General features: G+C 61.5%; 15 protein-coding genes, 1 tRNA gene and 1 pseudogene. 8 read left to right on the top strand and 9 right to left on the bottom strand.

Going from position 1 to position 16,409, the window contains the following annotated elements; translation table 11 throughout:
* The first annotated feature begins 294 nt into the window (after positions 1-294).
* Positions 295-720 (top strand): hypothetical protein, encoded by a 426-nt coding sequence (locus QO002_RS08015; RefSeq protein ID WP_307233235.1) that lies wholly within the window; start codon positions 295-297, stop codon positions 718-720.
* 156 nt (positions 721-876) lie between these two features.
* Here QO002_RS08015 and QO002_RS08010 read toward each other — a convergent pair.
* Positions 877-951, bottom strand: a tRNA-Gln gene (locus QO002_RS08010).
* Between the two features lie 296 nt (positions 952-1,247).
* Between QO002_RS08010 and QO002_RS08005 the strand changes: the two genes are divergently transcribed.
* The 3 genes from QO002_RS08005 to QO002_RS07995 are packed head-to-tail and all read left to right on the top strand — an operon-like array spanning position 1,248 to position 2,949.
* The gene (locus QO002_RS08005; RefSeq protein ID WP_307228430.1) at positions 1,248-1,544 is read left to right on the top strand and encodes a cupin domain-containing protein; all 297 of its coding nucleotides are present in this window, start codon (positions 1,248-1,250) and stop codon (positions 1,542-1,544) included.
* 11 nt (positions 1,545-1,555) lie between these two features.
* Positions 1,556-2,479, top strand: coding sequence for an MBL fold metallo-hydrolase (locus QO002_RS08000; protein WP_307228428.1), 924 nt, complete (start codon positions 1,556-1,558; stop codon positions 2,477-2,479).
* On the top strand, positions 2,476-2,949 hold the full coding sequence (locus tag QO002_RS07995; RefSeq protein WP_307228426.1) for a thiol-disulfide oxidoreductase DCC family protein: 474 nt from the start codon (positions 2,476-2,478) through the stop codon (positions 2,947-2,949). The genes QO002_RS08000 and QO002_RS07995 overlap by 4 nt, the downstream gene beginning before the upstream one ends.
* A gap of 106 nt (positions 2,950-3,055) precedes the next feature.
* On the opposite strand, the gene QO002_RS07990 is transcribed toward QO002_RS07995, so the two are convergent.
* Positions 3,056-3,964 (bottom strand): DUF1499 domain-containing protein, encoded by a 909-nt coding sequence (locus tag QO002_RS07990; RefSeq protein WP_307228424.1) that lies wholly within the window; start codon positions 3,962-3,964, stop codon positions 3,056-3,058.
* Positions 3,965-4,199: 235 nt separating this feature from the next.
* On the opposite strand from QO002_RS07990, the gene QO002_RS07985 reads away from it, so the two are divergent.
* Both QO002_RS07985 and QO002_RS07980 read left to right on the top strand, forming a co-directional pair.
* The gene (locus QO002_RS07985; RefSeq protein ID WP_307228422.1) at positions 4,200-4,634 is read left to right on the top strand and encodes a hypothetical protein; all 435 of its coding nucleotides are present in this window, start codon (positions 4,200-4,202) and stop codon (positions 4,632-4,634) included.
* Between the two features lie 112 nt (positions 4,635-4,746).
* Positions 4,747-5,001 (top strand): hypothetical protein, encoded by a 255-nt coding sequence (locus QO002_RS07980; protein ID WP_307228420.1) that lies wholly within the window; start codon positions 4,747-4,749, stop codon positions 4,999-5,001.
* Between the two features lie 311 nt (positions 5,002-5,312).
* Here QO002_RS07980 and QO002_RS07975 read toward each other — a convergent pair.
* From QO002_RS07975 to QO002_RS07945, 7 genes and pseudogenes are all read right to left on the bottom strand, one after another.
* Positions 5,313-5,506 (bottom strand): annotated as a pseudogene (locus QO002_RS07975) (type II toxin-antitoxin system HicA family toxin).
* Between the two features lie 4 nt (positions 5,507-5,510).
* Positions 5,511-5,849: a DUF1902 domain-containing protein gene (locus QO002_RS07970; protein WP_307228418.1), complete on the bottom strand. Its 339-nt coding sequence runs from the start codon at positions 5,847-5,849 to the stop codon at positions 5,511-5,513.
* A complete protein-coding gene (ppdK, locus tag QO002_RS07965) occupies positions 5,836-8,502 on the bottom strand; it encodes a pyruvate, phosphate dikinase (RefSeq protein WP_307228416.1) in 2,667 nt (888 codons plus the stop codon). Before ppdK ends, QO002_RS07970 begins: the two co-directional genes overlap by 14 nt.
* A gap of 709 nt (positions 8,503-9,211) precedes the next feature.
* The gene (locus QO002_RS07960) at positions 9,212-9,358 is read right to left on the bottom strand and encodes a hypothetical protein (RefSeq protein WP_307228414.1); all 147 of its coding nucleotides are present in this window, start codon (positions 9,356-9,358) and stop codon (positions 9,212-9,214) included.
* Between the two features lie 118 nt (positions 9,359-9,476).
* Entirely contained in the window at positions 9,477-12,941 is a 3,465-nt protein-coding gene (locus tag QO002_RS07955) for a chromosome segregation SMC family protein (protein WP_307228412.1), read from the bottom strand.
* A gap of 66 nt (positions 12,942-13,007) precedes the next feature.
* Positions 13,008-13,889 (bottom strand): DsbA family protein, encoded by an 882-nt coding sequence (locus QO002_RS07950; protein WP_307228410.1) that lies wholly within the window; start codon positions 13,887-13,889, stop codon positions 13,008-13,010.
* A 146-nt stretch (positions 13,890-14,035) separates the two neighbouring features.
* A complete protein-coding gene (locus tag QO002_RS07945) occupies positions 14,036-14,542 on the bottom strand; it encodes a DUF721 domain-containing protein (protein WP_307228408.1) in 507 nt (168 codons plus the stop codon).
* An 84-nt stretch (positions 14,543-14,626) separates the two neighbouring features.
* Between QO002_RS07945 and mutY the strand changes: the two genes are divergently transcribed.
* On the top strand, positions 14,627-15,760 hold the full coding sequence (gene mutY, locus QO002_RS07940) for an A/G-specific adenine glycosylase (protein WP_307228406.1): 1,134 nt from the start codon (positions 14,627-14,629) through the stop codon (positions 15,758-15,760).
* Positions 15,757-16,398, top strand: coding sequence for an HAD family hydrolase (locus tag QO002_RS07935; RefSeq protein ID WP_307228404.1), 642 nt, complete (start codon positions 15,757-15,759; stop codon positions 16,396-16,398). The genes mutY and QO002_RS07935 overlap by 4 nt, the downstream gene beginning before the upstream one ends.
* Positions 16,399-16,409: the final 11 nt, after the last annotated feature.

Below are 16,409 nucleotides of genomic sequence, written 5' to 3'. Positions count from 1 at the left end.
GAGTGGGTCCAGGCTGCACTGATTGCCTCGCAGGCTCATCTACCGACGACCGGATCGCTCGCATTCGCGCCAGCAGTGACACGACCGGCGGTATTAGCCTGTCGCGCTGTGCCGAGGTTCTGGAGGTTTAGAAATAAGGCCGACCGCCTTTGCAAATAATTGCTGGAGTGTGGCCGGCGGGTGATTTTCTTTCTTTGCGTTTGGAGCTAGAGGCAAGGGGAAAACTCCGGCCGCACAGGTGTTTGCGGCGAGCCGGCACAGATGTTTCAGCACGAAATCAAAGGGACGACCGAAATGAACTTCCGCATGATCACCATGGCCGGGCTTGCGCTGACGCTTGCCGGTTGCACCACCGTTGGCCCGGCACGCAATGCCGTCGAGGCCCGCTGGAACGGCCAGCCCGCCGGCACCTTCTTCGCCCAGTTCGGCCCCCCGGTCTCGGATGTCGAAAGCGGCGACGCGACGGTCTATTCCTGGAAGGGCGGCTACAAGACCCGTCGCATCCCGGCTGAATACGCCAAGGGGCCGGATGGCAAGCGCGGCAAGCGCATTTCCCCTGCCCGCACCGAATATCTGAGCTGCTCCGTCCAGCTGACAGTCTCCTCCGACTACGTCATCCGCTCCATCCACGTCGCAGGCGACCACCGCAGCGCGGAAGGCCCAAGCTGGTGTGAACAGTTCCTGGGTGACGCGAAGGCCCCGACGCCGGCTGCTGGTTGACGTTGGCTCGCAGAAGCCACATCGGACCCAAGAAAACAATGAAGCCCGCCGGTGCAGATCGGTGGGTTTTTTTGCTATTTGCTAAAATTCGGTGTCTATTTCTGAAAGGGCGAGGGCTTATAGCTCCCAGGAATTGATTTATCGTCATGAAATGCTTGGCTGGGGCGCCAGGATTCGAACCTGGGAATGCCGGTACCAAAAACCAGTGCCTTACCGCTTGGCGACGCCCCAACAGGATCGGGAAACGTTTTTCGTTTCCGGCAAAACGGCGCAACGCCGTTCGATCGAGCGCCTGATTAGCAAAGCCGAAGGCACACGACAATCCTTAGTTTCGGCTTTCGGTCGATTTCTTGGACGTTTTTACCCTCATCATCCCATATTCTGCCAAAGCGCGGTGGATAGCTGCCGAATACAACATGCCGGGGCAACGGCGGATGTGGGACGTGAAAAATCGCCGCGGAATTTTTGCCACTGCTTCGTTCCGGTTGCCTCGAATCTGCAGTAGGGTCCGGCGACTGGAGACCCTGATGAGCCAATACAAAGCCCGCCCGCCTGCCATTTCCACCATTCTTGTCGACGACGCCGTGGTGCGCATCACCCGCTGGGATTTTGAGCCCGGCGCCGATACCGGCCATCATGTGCACGGGCTCGGCTACGTCGTCGTGCCGATGACCGATTGCCGGTTCCTGCTGGAGGAGCCAGGTGGCGAGCGGCGAGTGGATATCGCCAAGGGTGCGGCCTACCGGCGCGAGGCGGGCATGGAACACAATGTCGTCAATGCCGGACCTGAGCCCATGTCGTTCATCGAGATCGAGTACAAGTGAGGCGCCGGCGCATGGAGGGGCCAGACTTCAAGCTTGATTTCCAACCCGCCTATGGCGAGGCGGTGCCGGTGGCGGATGGCGTTCAGCGCATCACCGTCAACAATCCGAGCCCCTTCACCTTCCATGGCACGAATTCCTATATCGTCGGCGGCCGTTCAGTCGCGGTCATCGATCCCGGCCCGGAGGACGATGCGCATTTTGACGCGCTGATGAAGGCGCTTGATGGACGCGAGGTAACCCACATCGCCGTCAGCCATACGCACCGTGATCACTCGCCGCTTTCCCGGCGGCTGAAGGCGGCAACCGGCGCGCTGATCGTGGCGGAAGGACCACACCGGGCTGCCCGGCCACTGCACCAGGGCGAGATCAATCCCTTTGCGGAAAGCTCCGACATGGCGTTCCAGCCCGACATCGTGCTTGGCGACGGACAGACGATCGAGGGCGACGGCTGGGCGCTGACGGGGCTTGCAACCCCCGGCCATACGGCAAACCACATGGCCTTTGCGCTCGAAGGAACCGGCACGGTATTTTCGGCCGATCATGTGATGGCCTGGGCTACGAGTATCGTCGCGCCCCCGGATGGCGCCATGAGCGACTATATGGCCTCGCTTGAAAAGCTGCTCACCCGCGACGACCGGCTCTACCTGCCCGGCCATGGCGGTTTGTTGAGTGAACCTGCCGCCTTCCTGCGAGGCTTGCGCGCCCACCGGCGCATGCGCGAGCGCGCGGTGCTGGAGCGGATCAAGGCAGGCGACACGTCGATCCCGGAGATGGTGAAGATCATCTATGCCAGCACCGATCCGCGGCTGCACGGGGCGGCGGCTCTTTCAGTGCTGGCCCATATCGAGGATCTGGTCGAGCGCGGACAGGTGGAGACCGATGGCCCACCGTCGCTTTCCGGCCACTACCGGCTTGCGCCGGGTGGGGCGGCATGAGCAAAACCGGTTTGGCGCACGGTCGCATGGCTTACAGCTACCGCGACGATTCATCCGTCCCCGCTTTCGACGACACGGCGCCGATCATCGTTTTCGACGGAACATGCGTGTTCTGCTCGGCCTGGGCGCGCTTTGTGCTGCACCATGATCGCGAATGCCGGTTCAGGATGCTGACCGCGCAGTCGCTGCTCGGGACGGCGCTCTATCGCCACTACGGTCTGGATGAGCGTGACTACGAGACAAATCTGGTGATTACCGACGGCCAGATTGCCATGAAATCCGAGGCGGCACTGGCGGTTCTGGAGAAGCTCGGCATGCCTTGGGCGCTCGCCGGCGTCTTGCGGATCATCCCGAAACGCATGCGCGATTGGGTCTATGGGCATGTTGCTCGCAACCGCTACCGCATCGCCGGGCGGAAGGCGGAGTGTATGGTGCCGACGGCGGAGCAGAGAAGCCGGTTTATCGGCTAGAGGATGTCTGGTTCAGATTGAACCAGACATCCTCTAGCTCCTTTTGTTTCCGTTTGTCTTTTCGGGAAGACCGGTTTCCCCTTTCCCTGACAAACTCTAAGCACTCTCAATCCCCCGCGATTCCCAGAAGTTCGGCGTCGAGCGCATGCAGGAATTGATCGGCGAAACCTGCGGCAAGACCGAGTTCATGCGGGCCGTAGCGGGAGGCGACGCGCACATCGACGAAGGTGGTTTCTGCCTCTTCGCGGAGTCGGATCAGAACATCGAAACGGAAGCCGGCGATCGGGGTGCGCCACTCGCCCTGCAGCAGGATATCGGACGCCCTGAAGCCCGCGGGCCGATCCCCGATGATCAGGCTCGGGCGTGAGAGCGGGATCGGCACGTTGTCGGGCTCGCTGTCGGACGGGGCATTGGCCTCCGGCTTGACCACGAGATCTTCGAGATCGGCCTCCGCATTCTCCTCGCCTTCGGTCGCAACCACCCGGATGCCGGTGTTGGCGGCCACGGTTTTCACTCCACGGAAAACACGGTCGAGTGCGCCGTCGTAACGCCGGCCCGTGAGGCCCGGATAGGCCTCGATCTGCGCTTCGCGGTCCTGGGGAGTAACAGTTGCCGGCCGGCGCAACCAGCCCTGATCGGCTCTCGGCTTCTCGATCCATTCCGGCGGCGTCACCGTATCGGTGCTGATGTCGTAGATCGCGGGTTTTGAAAAATAGACATAAGTCCCGAAGCCGACGACCGTCAGGGGAAGCGCGGCATAGACGAGGGCGGCGAAAGACGCGACGCCGCCGACGGCCGCCATCTGCCACAGTCGCACGAAACCCACGACAGCAAGCAACACCGAGACCAGCGCGAGCGCCGCTATCAAAACCACGATCGCGATCAGATGCGGGGTCGTCAGCGGGCCGAAACGATGGGCAAGGGCTGCCACGAGAAACAGGCCGCAGGAAAACCGCGCAATCCGGCGCGCCCACAGGGCGGCGTAGGATATCGGGCGTTCATACTTGATCATCATGCGTCTGCCGGCCCCTCGCACACATCAGGCAACGCCCGGCGTGAAAACGGCAGGCATCTCCTGTTTAGAGCATGATGGCGAAAACTGTGAAGCGCTTTTCGGGCAGCGGAACGACGTTTCCGCAATCCCTGTCTGACCTTGCAGAAACCTGAAACGAAAACACGCATAGGTTGCGTCGCAAATTTGCCATTCTCGCTCAGCAAGTTTCCTGTTTAGGGCCAAGAAGGAGAACAGCATGCTTTCATCCGAATCTGTGCCTGCGACCAACGACAGCCAATCAGGTGCTGAGTGGGTCGCGTCTTCCACTCAACCTCAGATTTCCATCCAGGGGCATCCCGCGGGTCCGGATTTCACCATAGAACTGCTGGAGCTGGAATTGTCCGTGGATGGCTTTTCCAGCGGGCGCGAGGGCTTCTCGGCCCATATGGCAGCATCGGCATCATCCATAGGCGGTACGCTGCTTTTCGAACTGCCGGCATCAGGATTGATCGAAAATTGCGAACGCATCGCCGTTCTGCGCATTCCGCGCGCGGAATCGGATGAGGCCGCAACCGTTTTCGCCTGCCTGGAAACCGGCGGCGCCGCTATCCGCGTGGAACCTCCCAGCGAGAAAACCGCCGATCTCAGAAGCTTCGCGGATGCTTTCGTCGATGTACTGCGTCGCATTTGATGCATAGGCAACTCCTTGAAAGACAATCGTTTCGGCGCTAGGCTCAAACATGACTGTTTGTATCAACTAATCTTGTGACGCTTTGGGCAAACAGTCTGTTCGAGGTCGCTCCATGCGCGCACGTTCCATCGTTTTCATTGCGGTCTCTGCTGCCCTTCTCGCAGGTTGCCAGACCATGACACCGGAAGAGAGACGGGCAGCGGACGAAAAGACCTGCATGTCCTATGGCTTCCGCCGCGGCACCGACGCGATGGCCACCTGCCTGCAACGCATCGACCTTGATCGTCACGCCGAACGCCGCGCCTTCCGCTACGGCTACAATGGTGGCGCCTGGGATTGGGATCGGCCGATCGTCGTTTATCGGTGAGGGACCTATGAGGCAGCCTTAGCAACTTGGACCAAGATGATGAAGAGCATCGCGATCTTTCAGATTCGCTTCCCCCGCTTTAGCTCTTTGTTTTTGCGCATGTCGCTATCACAAAACCGCTACACACTTTTGCGCGACATCCTCTAAAGCGTGTCGCGATCTTTCAGATTCGCTTCCCACGCTTTAGCTCTTTGTTTTTGCGCATGTCGTTATCGCAAAACCGCTGCACACTTTTGCGCGACATGCTTTAGATTATTTTGTTTTCGTTTGTCTTTTCGGGAAAACCGGTTTCCACTTTTCCCTGACAAACTCTAAAACGCTTTAGGAAGGCCTGCCTGCTTTAGCGTTTCGTTGGCCGTGTGACGCAATTTCATTCCGTGATCGCTGGTGAAGTGCCGGCCGGAAAGCGGGCTGTACCAAATCTCGTGATCGCCCTTTCCTGACGAACGAAAGTACAGCCGGCCTTGATCAAAAGTGCTTTCAACTCCCGCAGATAATTCGCCATCGAACTACCGGAAATAGGGGTTCGGAACCCGGGCGAATTGCTCCGACAGGATGTGAACGGGAATCTTCCGCAAATCCGAGGAAACCTCATTCATTTCTAGGAGATCGGATATCGCGGAAACCACTTTTGGCTCCAGGGCCTCGATGGTATCGGCCTCGACAGCGAGTCCGTCGATATCAGCACTGGTCGCAACCCATACGCTCGCTTCAGCATCCCATGCAGCGCGCACGATGATCGAAACATGCTTCATCGACAACTTCCTCTCAGGAGAAACAATGTAGTTGTATTCGATAAATATGGAATCGGCACAGTCAATTTTTAACCCCGCTTTACCCCCGGCCATTGATCGCCGCCTGCGCCGCCGCAAGCCTTGCGATCGGCACGCGGAAGGGCGAGCAGGAGACGTAGTCAAGGCCGGTTTCCTCGCAGAAGCGGATGGACGCCGGGTCGCCGCCGTGTTCGCCGCAGATGCCAAGCTTCAGGCCGTTCTTCGTGCGCCGTCCACGCTCCGCAGCGATCTGGATAAGCTCGCCCACACCATCGAAATCGAGCGAGACGAAGGGATCCTTCAAGACGATGCCTTTCTGGATATAGGTGTTGAGGAACTGCGCGGCGTCATCGCGCGAGATACCGAAGGTGGTCTGGGTCAGGTCGTTGGTGCCGAAGGAGAAGAAATCGGCGGATTCGGCGATCACATGGGCGCGCAACGCCGAGCGCGGCAGCTCGATCATCGTGCCGACGAGATATTCGATCTCGATGCCGGCCTCACCGATCACCTCCCGGGCAACCGCATCGATCCGCGCCTTCACATAGTCCAGCTCTGTTTTCAGGCCGACCAGCGGCACCATGATCTCCGGCACGACGGCGGCACCCGTCTCGCGTGCGGCCTCGACCGCCGCTTCGAAGATGGCGCGGGCCTGCATCTCGGCGATCTCCGGATAGGAGATGGCAAGCCGGCAGCCACGGTGGCCGAGCATCGGATTGAACTCATGCAGGGCATCGACGCGCTGGCGCAGTTCGGCAGGCTTCATTCCAAGCCGGCCAGCGACATCCTCGATTTCGATATCGGTCTTGGGCAGGAATTCATGTAGCGGCGGATCGAGCATGCGGATGGTCACCGGCAGGCCATGCATGATCGAGAACAGTTCGGCGAAATCAGAACGCTGCATCGGCAGGAGCTTATCGAGTGCCACGCGCCGACCGGCCTCATCGGCCGCAAGGATCATCTCGCGCATGACATTGATGCGCTCGCCTTCGAAGAACATGTGCTCCGTTCGGCAGAGACCAATGCCCTCGGCCCCGAAGGAGCGGGCGGCGCGGGCGTCCGCCGGGGTGTCGGCATTGGTTCGCACGGTCATGCGACGGTTCTGGTCGGCCCAGGCCATGATCTTCCCGAAGTCGCCGGAAAGCTCCGGCTGCATCATGGCAATGATGCCCTTCAGCACCTGCCCGGAGGAACCATCGATGGTGATGACATCCCCCCGCTTCAGCGTGATGCCTGCGGCGATCAACTGCTCGTTCCTGATATCGACACGCAGATTGCCGGCGCCGGAAACGCAGGGAATACCCATGCCGCGGGCAACGACCGCCGCGTGGCTGGTCATGCCGCCGCGGGTGGTGAGGATGCCTTCGGCAGCGTGCATGCCGTGGATATCCTCGGGGCTCGTCTCGACGCGCACCAGGATGACCTTGCGGCCTTCCTTCTCCGCTGTGACGGCTTCCTCGGACGTGAAGACGATCTCGCCGCTTGCCGCACCGGGCGAGGCCGGCAGGCCGGAACCGATGATGTCACGCCGGGCGCGGGGATCGATAGTCGGATGCAGGAGTTGGTCGAGCGAGGCGGGGTCAATGCGGGTCACAGCTTCCGGACGGGTGATCAGGCCGCTTTCGGCCATGTCGACGGCAATCCGGAGCGCCGCCTTGGCGGTGCGCTTGCCCGAACGGGTCTGGAGCATCCAGAGCTTGCCGCGCTCGATGGTGAATTCGAGATCCTGCATATCGCGGTAATGGGCCTCGAGCCTGCGGCAGATGGCCTGGAACTCCTCGAAGGCCTCCGGCATCAGTTTTTCGAGCGATGGCTTGTCGGAACCGGAGGCGATGCGTGCTACCTCGGTGATGTTCTGAGGCGTACGGATGCCGGCGACGACATCTTCGCCCTGCGCGTTGACGAGGAACTCGCCGTAAAGCTCATTCTCGCCGGTCGAGGGATTTCGCGTGAAGGCAACGCCAGTGGCAGACGCGGTGCCGAGATTGCCGAACACCATGGCCTGCACGTTGACGGCCGTGCCCCACTCTGCCGGAATGTTGTGCAGGTGACGGTAGGTGATGGCGCGTGGGTTCATCCAGCTGGAAAACACCGCCCCGATCGCGCCCCACAACTGCACCTGCGGATCCTGCGGAAAGGCCTCGCCAAGCTCTTCCTCGATGGTCGCCTTGTAGAGACCGATCACATGCTGCCACTCGACAGCAGACAGCTCCGTATCGTTCTCGTGACCCAGGCGCCCCTTTTCGTCCTCAAGGATTTCCTCGAAGACTTCATGGTCGAGACCCATGACAACATCGCCATACATCTGGATGAAACGACGATAGCTGTCCCAGGCAAAGCGGGCATCGCCTGCATCATGGCCAAGCGCTTCCACCGTTTGATCGTTGAGGCCCAGATTGAGCACCGTATCCATCATGCCGGGCATCGAGGCGCGCCCGCCGGAGCGCACCGACACCAGCAGGGGGCGGTTGGTATCGCCGAACAAGCGGCCGGTTGCCTTTTCCATGAGGGCAATGCCCTGGCGGACTTCATCCTTCAACGTGTCGGGAAGGGTGCGGCCGTTGTCGTAATAGTGAGAACAAGCGCGGGTAACGATCGTCAGGCCGGGCGGGACCGGAAGGCCGAGATTGCACATTTCGGCAAGATTTGCGCCCTTGCCGCCCAGATGGTCCAGATCGGCGGCGCTGCCTTCGGCAGTACCATCGCCGAAGGTATAGACCCACTTGCCCATAACAGTCTCCCCACTCGCTCAAGGGTTAGACTACAGCATGTGCATCCCGTTGAAAATGTGGCGCGAACCATAATATATTGCATCGCAGCAAAATGACGCAGGCGAATGCACACCGATCACAGGACGCGATAATCCGGTACGGCAGCTTGCGGAGCCGGAAGCAATGTCTACCCAAGGGTTTCGCGAAGGCGGCGTATGAGCTTCACAATCCCGATGAGGCGCTGTGCAGCTTACGAGCATGCTCCTCGTGGCGCCGATCCCAATCGAGGGTCGATCGGGTCCAGTAGGATATACAGATACCGCCGACGATAAACAGCGGAACCTGTCGCTTATCTTCGACCCACTTCAATCGACGGGCCGACTTCACATAGAGAGCGCCACCGAACGGTAAAGGTAATTTCATGCCTGCCCCAACTTGCGCCAAATTGCTGAATTATAAAGGTTAAAGTCCCCACCCGCTTTACAGGCACTAGGACGATCTTAATCGAAACGAATACAAGACCCCTCAAATATAAGTGCAGACTAACATCGTCAGCACGGCGAAGCATCCCCCAAACGGGTGGATGCTTCGCTATTTTAAGATATTGTTAATTTTTCGCGGGAAGGACGAAGCGCGCGTGAGCTATCCGCGACTTCTCTAGCTCTCCACCGAGACCCTTCCAACATTTGAGGGGGCCGTCCGGACGCGACCGTCTGCACGGGGAAACCTTCAATTCTCCTGAATCGACAGCCCGTCCTTGCCGACCTGGATTTCCACGCCATCTGGCTTTTTTTCTTCCTGATAGGCGTAATAGGAGAAGCCGGCGACGACAACGATGAGGGCGCCGATGATCATGTAGAGGGCATTTCTGTTCACGGGAATTCCTTGCAATATTGACGGGTTATCGAAAGCGATAACGGCCGACCAAGGAATTTGTTCCTGCCGTGAAAAACGGGCAAGCTGGTTTGGATATCGAGCCCTACGCTACGAAATTCTACACAGCTTCGCGCAGCTGTTCGGCCGTCTGTAGATCGACCGACACCAGCTGGGATACCCCCTGTTCCGCCATGGTGACGCCGAACAGGCGATTCATGCGGGCCATGGTGATCGGATTGTGGGTGATGATAACGAAGCGGGTCTCGGTGGAGGCCGCCATCTCGTCCATCAGGTTGCAGTAGCGTTCGACATTGTGGTCGTCGAGCGGTGCATCCACCTCGTCCAGCACGCAGATTGGCGCCGGATTGGTGAGAAACACGGCGAAGATCAGCGCCATCGCCGTCAGCGCCTGCTCGCCGCCAGACAGCAGCGTCATGGTCTGCGGCTTCTTGCCCGGCGGGCGCGCGAGGATTTCGAGGCCGGCATCAAGCGGGTCCTCGCTTTCGATAAGCTGCAGCTCGGCCGTGCCACCACCGAAGAGATGGGTGAACAGCCGCTGGAACTGCGCATTGACGACATCGAAGGCAGCGAGCAAACGCTCGCGGCCTTCGCGGTTGAGGCTCTGGATCGCCGAGCGCAGCTTGCGGATCGCATCGATGACATCCTCGCGCTCCTTCAGCATCGCGTCGAGCTTGTCGGAAAGCTCCTTCTGCTCTTCCTCGGCGCGCAGGTTAACTGCCCCCAGCCGTTCTCGCTCGATCTTCAGCCGCTCCAGCTCACGCTCGATGTTGCGCACGTCCGGCAGCGCGGCATCGACGGCAAGGCCGGTGAGCCGCATCACCTCATGTGGCGCACAGGACAGCGCTTCGCGGATACGGGCTTCGATCTCAAGCCGCTTCTCGCGGTTGGACACCAGACGCTCTTCAGCGCGGCCACGCTTCTCGCGGTTTTCCGCCAGTTCCGAAAGCGCGGTCGCGGCGCGCTGGTCGGCCTCGCGCTGGCGGGTCTCGGCCAGCGCCAATTCGTCCGCCGCTTCGCGGCGCAGGGCTTCGGCCTTGCTGAGTTCGTTCATCAGGGCGCGGCGCTTGTCGTCGAAGGCGTCGGGGGCGTCGTTCAGTTCTTCGGCTTCCTCGCGGGCCTCGGCCTCGCGGTCGCGCAGGGTCTCGATATGGTCTTGTGCACCTTTCGCCCGCTCGCTCCAGGTCTGGCGCTCGCCGGCAATGGCCGTCAGGCGGCGCTGGCGGGATTCGTTTTCGCGGGCAAGGCCGTCATGGATCGAGCGGGCCTCGACCACGGCGGCACGATCAAGCGTGACGGCCACGGTCTGGCTGGAAACGCGCTGTTCGAGATCACCGAGATCGGCAAGCTCTTCTAGGGCCGCCCGCCCCTCCTCCATCTGATCGGCGACGTCCTCATTCTGCAGCTCCAGTTGGCTGCGGGTCTCAGCGAGAACGGCGCGACGGCGCACGAGATCGCCCGAGGCGCGCTCGGCGGCAGCCAGAGCGTCGCGGGCCTCGGCAAGCCGGCGCGCGATCAGGCGCTGCTCATCGCGGGAAAGCCGCAGCCGCTCGTCCTCAGCACGGATGCGGATGGCGGCGGCGGCAAGGTCCGCTTCGCGAGCATCGAGCAGATCGCGGGCACTTTCGGCTTCTTCGTCGAGCTCTTCCAGCCGGTTTCTCTGGGCTAGCCTCAGCGCTGCTGCGCTCGGTGCATCCGCACCGGTCACATGGCCATCCCATCGCCAGACGGCACCGTCACGCGTCACCAGCCGCTGGCCGGGTTTCAATTCCTTCTGCAAGGCTTCGGCGCTGGCCAGATCATCAACCAGACCGATCTGGCGCAGGCGGCGGGCAAGCTCCGCCGGGGCCTTTACATGTGCCGATAGTGGCTGGACGCCACCCGGCAAGACCGGGTCGAGCCTGGTATCACCGGGCATGCGCCAATGGGCTGACGCGGCCGGATCGAGCGGCGCATCGAGATCGTCACCAAGCGCGGCGCCCAGCGCTGTCTCGAAGCCGCGATCGACGACCATGGCATCGACAACCGGTGGGGCCGTGCCTTGCTGGCTCGAAGCCTCCAGCATGCGGCGGATGGTGCGGGCTTCCGTTTCGATGCCGTTCAACCTGGCGCGGGCCATGTCGACCGGCGGGCGGGCAGCAACTTCGGCGGCACGGGCTTCGGCAAGAGCACCCTCGATTTCCACGATAATGGCTTCAGCGGCCTCCAGCGCCACTTCCGCCGCCTCGACGTCCTCGCGCTTCTGCTCCGGGTCCGGCAGGGTCGAAATCTGGCTATCGAGTGCATCGAGATCGCGGGCCTGATCAGCAAGCTGCCGGGCAAGCCGCATCTGCCGTTCGGAAAGATCGCGGATCGTCTTTTCCAGCTGATTGCGCGTTGCCATGGCCTCTGCGCGTTCGCCGGTCAGCAGGGAGAGTGCGCGTTCGCTATCGTTGAGCCGGTCGCTGGCGTCGGCCAGACGCTCGCGGGCTTCTTCGGCGCGATCACCCGCTTCACCTAGAATATCGTTGATCTCTGCCTCTTCCGCATCAAGGCGGGCGAGGATGCCGGCGTTATCGGCAACCATGCGCTCTTCACGAAAAATATCTTCGGCAAGCTGGGCAAGGCGGCGCTGCAGCTCGTCGCGGCGGCGCAGGATGCGGCCGGCATCCTCTTCCAGCTGCGACTTGGCGATCTGCAGGCGCTGCAGGGCCGCCGCCGCGCGGGCTTCCGCCTCGCGCAGCTCCGGCAGCTTCAGGCTGGCGATCGCCTGGTTCTTGGCGGCCTCCATCTGGCTTTGCGCCTTTTCGGCAACCAGTGAGGTGATCTGGTTGAGCTGGCTGTCGGCCTCGGCTTCCGCCTCCTTGGCCTGCACCCAGCGGATATGGAGCAGCATCGCCTCGTGGCGGCGGATATCAGCGGACAGCATCTTGAAGCGGTTTGCCTGACGCGACTGGCGCTTCAGGCTCTCGATCTGGCTTTCCAGCTGCGAGGTGACGTCTTCGAGTCGCTCCAGGTTGGTCTCGGCGCCGCGCAGCCGCAGTTCCGCCTCGTGGCGGCGGGAATGCAGGCCGGAAATACCGGCGGCTTCTTCAAGCAATTGCCGACGAGCCTGGGGCTTTGCGGCGATCAGTTCGCCGATCCGCCCCTGCCCCACCATCGACGGAGAGCGAGCGCCGGTGGATGCATCGGCAAACAAAAGCTGCACATCCTTGGCGCGCGCTTCCTTGCCGTTGATGCGGTAGACGGAGCCGTTTTCACGCTCGATGCGACGGGTGACCTGGATTTCGTCGCTGTCGTTGAAGGCGGCGGGAGCGGTGCGGTCGGAATTGTCGAGATAGAGGCCGACTTCGGCGGTGTTGCGGGCGGGGCGATTGCCGGAGCCGGAAAAAATCACGTCGTCCATGCCGGACGCGCGCATGTTCTTGTAGGAGTTCTCCCCCATCACCCAGCGCAGCGCTTCGACCAGATTGGACTTGCCGCAGCCATTCGGCCCGACAACGCCGGTCAGGCCCCGTTCGATGACGAATTCGGAGGGTTCGACGAAAGATTTGAAGCCGAGGAGACGCAGCTTGGTGAATCTCATCGATCAAGCTCCGCAAACAAAAAAACGGGCGCAACAATGCGCCCGCTTCCGAAAAACAGGGAAACCTTAGAGCATCGAGTCGATAAGGCCCGACATGGTGTCAACCGACATTTCTCCGGAGTATTTCTTGCCATTGATGAAGAAGGTCGGCGTTGCGGCCACGCCGTAGTCCTTGGCGCCCTTCTGCATTACGGCATTCACATCATCCAGAAGTTTCTGGTTCGTCAAGCAGGCCTCGAAGCTCTCCTGTGTAAAACCGGCGAGTTTCGACATCTGCAGCAGCGCGTCGCGGCCGTTCTTGGATGCGGCCCACTGTTCCTGCTGCTTGAAGAGCATGGAGACCATCGGGAAATACTGGCCTTCCGGCGCGCAACGCGCCAGCATGAAGGCGGCGGCAGCACGCGGGTCGAAGGGGAATTCGCGCACGATGAAGCGCACCTGGCCGCCATCAACGTACTTCGCCTTGATGGCCTCGAAGGTCTCGTTGTGGAAGCGGGCGCAATGCGGGCAGGTCATCGACATGTATTCGACGATTGTAACCGGAGCATCGGCCTTGCCGAGCGCCATTTCCGGCAGCGCGCCGGGCTCCATCAACTTGGCAACGTCGATTTCGCCTTCCGACTGCGGCAACTCGGCCTTGGCGGCGGGCGCTGCGGCCTGGGCGACCTGCGTTTCGCCTGCGGGCTTGGCCTGCTCGGCGGCTGCCGTCATCGGCGTGCTGGCCATGGTCGAGGGTGCCATCGTATTGGACGCCATCGTCGACGACGTCATCATGTTGTCGCCCGGCTTGACCTCGGTCTTGGTCGCTGTGTCGGTGGTCTCGGTCGGCTTGGCGGTTTCGGCGGCGTCCTTCTTCTCGTCGCTGCATGCAGCGAGCGTCAGGGCGACCGCGGCAACGGCGACACCGCCCAGGAGGCGCTTGAAAGGGCTCATTTCAGAAAGGAACATGGAACACCTGATGTGAGGAAATGGTCGAAACTGCGATAACGCGCCTTGAGGACAGTCACAAGGGCTTGAACCTCACCAAGGTTCAAAGAATTGTGACCAGCCGATGGCCATATGTCAGCGATTGCACATAAATTCCGGAGAAAGGCTCAGCGTCGATGCGGCGACATGACCGCCGTACCGAGACGGGTCAGCGCCTGCTTCAGCGCATCGTCCTCGATGCCCTCGACCATGCCCTCCAGATGGCGCGCCCTCTCGCCGGTCAGCGGACGCGGCTTGCCGCGATGTTTCGGCGGCTGGGAAACCGGCTTCTGGACGATGCGCAGCTGGTTGACGGCCGGGAAGCCGAAGAAGCCGTTGATGCGCTGGATCAGTTCGCCCTGTGCATGGGTGAGGAACAGCGCACGCGCGCCCTCGCAGGCGACAATCAGCACGCCAGGCTGATGGCCGCTGCCATCGACGATCTCGGAGGCGCGGCGTGGCCAGGTGATCTTTTCGGGCCGGGTGCAATCGGCGAAATCCTCACCGGCGATCTCGTCCCAGGAGCCGAGCAGCAAGGTGCTGATACCGGCGCGCTTGGCGAGCACCGGATCGATCAGGGCATTGGCGACTTCGCTGATCTGGCGGGCACCCCTGGGGCGCCATGGTTCTTTCACGGGCAGATGTCCACTTCGAATAGGCCTTGAAGGAGGTCGGCGGGTCGACCAAGTATAGGCGACAAATCAATCTCCCGGCAAATCATGCTCTCCTTATCTCCAGCGGCCCACACCGCGCAATGTCTTCTGGCCTGGTATGACCGGCACCACCGCGACCTGCCCTGGCGCGTCTCGCCGCCAATGGCAAGAAGCGGCATCATGCCCCGCCCCTATGATGTCTGGCTTTCCGAAGTGATGCTGCAGCAGACGACGGTGCAGGCGGTCAAACCCTATTTCGAAAAATTCCTGCGGCTATGGCCCGAGGTCACCGATCTTGCGAGGGCCGACACCGAAGAGGTGATGAAGGCCTGGGCGGGGCTCGGCTACTATGCCCGCGCCCGCAACCTGAAGAAATGCGCCGAGGTCGTCGCCACGCAGCACGGCGGCATCTTTCCCGATACCGAGGAAGGCCTCAAAACGTTGCCGGGCATTGGTGACTATACGGCAGCTGCCATCGCCGCCATCGCCTTCGGTCGCAGGAGCGCGGTTCTCGACGGCAATATCGAGCGTGTTTTCTCTCGTCTCTATAGGGTCGAAACACCGCTGCCGGCGGCAAAGCCGGAACTGCGGGCGCTGGTTGGCGAGATGACGCCGGAAGAGCGGCCGGGCGATTTCGCGCAAGGCCTGATGGATCTCGGTGCCACGATCTGTACGCCAAAGCGTCCGGCCTGTGCTCTCTGCCCCCTGAATGAGGACTGTCTTGCTCTGAAAACCGCAGATCCCGAGACCTTTCCGCGCAAGGCGGCGAAGAAGGAAAAACCGGTACGCGTCGGCGCGGCCTTCGTCGCCATCCGGCCTGATGGTTCGGTCCTGTTGCGCAAGCGCGGCGATACCGGCCTGCTCGGTGGCATGACGGAGGTGCCCGGCACCGAATGGACCGCGCGCATCGACGGCGATACGACGACAGCCAGCCGCCCCTTCGATGCCGAGTGGGAAGCTTGCGGCGCAATCATTCATATCTTTACGCATTTTGAATTGCGCTTGTCGGTCTATCGGGCCAATGTCGCGGCCCGCTTCGAGCGAAACGGCGACCCGGCGACGGGCAATGCGTGGTGGGAGGCGGCGGAAACGCTGAAGGATCAGGCGCTGCCCACCGTCATGAAAAAGGCAATCGCCCAGGCTATACCGGACGCCTTCCGGCCGGCCCGGGTGACGAAACCGAGGAACGTGCCGACATGAGTGCCGAAAAAAGCCTGGAAAAATCCAGGGCGGACATCCGCCATATCGTCTTCGACATCGGCAAGGTGCTGATCCATTACGACCCCAATGTGCCCTTCAGCCGGCTGATCCCCGATGAGGCAGACCGCAACTGGTTCTTCGCCAATGTCTGCACCCATGACTGGAACCTGGAGCAGGATCGCGGGCGGGACTGGGTGGAAGCCGAGGAGCTGCTGATCGCCAGGCATCCCGATCACGTCGAAAACATCCGCGCCTTTCGCAAGCATTGGAACGAGATGGTGCCGCATGCCTATGTCGAGAGCGTCTCGATAATGGAGGGACTGATTGCGCAGGGTCATGACGTGACGCTGCTGACCAACTTCGCCTCCGACACATTCAAGGAAGCCCAGAAGCTGTTCCCGTTCCTGACCTTGCCCCGCGGCGTCACGGTTTCGGGCGATGCCGGCGTTATCAAGCCCGATGTCGCTATCTATGAGCTGCATGCCCGCACCTTCGGGCTGGAACCTTCAGCGACACTCTTTATCGACGACAGCATGCCCAATGTGGTCGGCGCCCGTACGGCCGGCTGGCATGCCGTTCATTTCACCGACCCGCAGACGTTGAAGGCCGACCTGACGCTCTACGGCCTGCTCGCCTGAAGGAACACTCC

The organism is Pararhizobium capsulatum DSM 1112, from assembly GCF_030814475.1.
GTDB lineage: Bacteria > Pseudomonadota > Alphaproteobacteria > Rhizobiales > Rhizobiaceae > Pararhizobium > Pararhizobium capsulatum.
This window is presented reverse-complemented; position numbering and strand designations above follow the sequence as displayed.

Bases quoted from the DNA above. Each gene is read 5' to 3' on its own strand.
- QO002_RS07955 (WP_307228412.1), bottom strand. From the start codon at position 12,941: ATGAGATTCACCAAGCTGCGTCTCCTCGGCTTCAAATCTTTCGTCGAA.
- QO002_RS07950 (WP_307228410.1), bottom strand. From the start codon at position 13,889: ATGTTCCTTTCTGAAATGAGCCCTTTCAAGCGCCTCCTGGGCGGTGTC.
- QO002_RS08015 (WP_307233235.1), top strand. From the start codon at position 295: ATGAACTTCCGCATGATCACCATGGCCGGGCTTGCGCTGACGCTTGCC.
- QO002_RS07990 (WP_307228424.1), bottom strand. From the start codon at position 3,964: ATGATGATCAAGTATGAACGCCCGATATCCTACGCCGCCCTGTGGGCG.
- QO002_RS07995 (WP_307228426.1), top strand. From the start codon at position 2,476: ATGAGCAAAACCGGTTTGGCGCACGGTCGCATGGCTTACAGCTACCGC.
- QO002_RS07970 (WP_307228418.1), bottom strand. From the start codon at position 5,849: ATGGCCGGGGGTAAAGCGGGGTTAAAAATTGACTGTGCCGATTCCATA.
- mutY (WP_307228406.1), top strand. From the start codon at position 14,627: ATGCTCTCCTTATCTCCAGCGGCCCACACCGCGCAATGTCTTCTGGCC.
- QO002_RS07935 (WP_307228404.1), top strand. From the start codon at position 15,757: ATGAGTGCCGAAAAAAGCCTGGAAAAATCCAGGGCGGACATCCGCCAT.
- ppdK (WP_307228416.1), bottom strand. From the start codon at position 8,502: ATGGGCAAGTGGGTCTATACCTTCGGCGATGGTACTGCCGAAGGCAGC.
- QO002_RS07985 (WP_307228422.1), top strand. From the start codon at position 4,200: ATGCTTTCATCCGAATCTGTGCCTGCGACCAACGACAGCCAATCAGGT.
- QO002_RS08005 (WP_307228430.1), top strand. From the start codon at position 1,248: ATGAGCCAATACAAAGCCCGCCCGCCTGCCATTTCCACCATTCTTGTC.
- QO002_RS07980 (WP_307228420.1), top strand. From the start codon at position 4,747: ATGCGCGCACGTTCCATCGTTTTCATTGCGGTCTCTGCTGCCCTTCTC.
- QO002_RS08000 (WP_307228428.1), top strand. From the start codon at position 1,556: ATGGAGGGGCCAGACTTCAAGCTTGATTTCCAACCCGCCTATGGCGAG.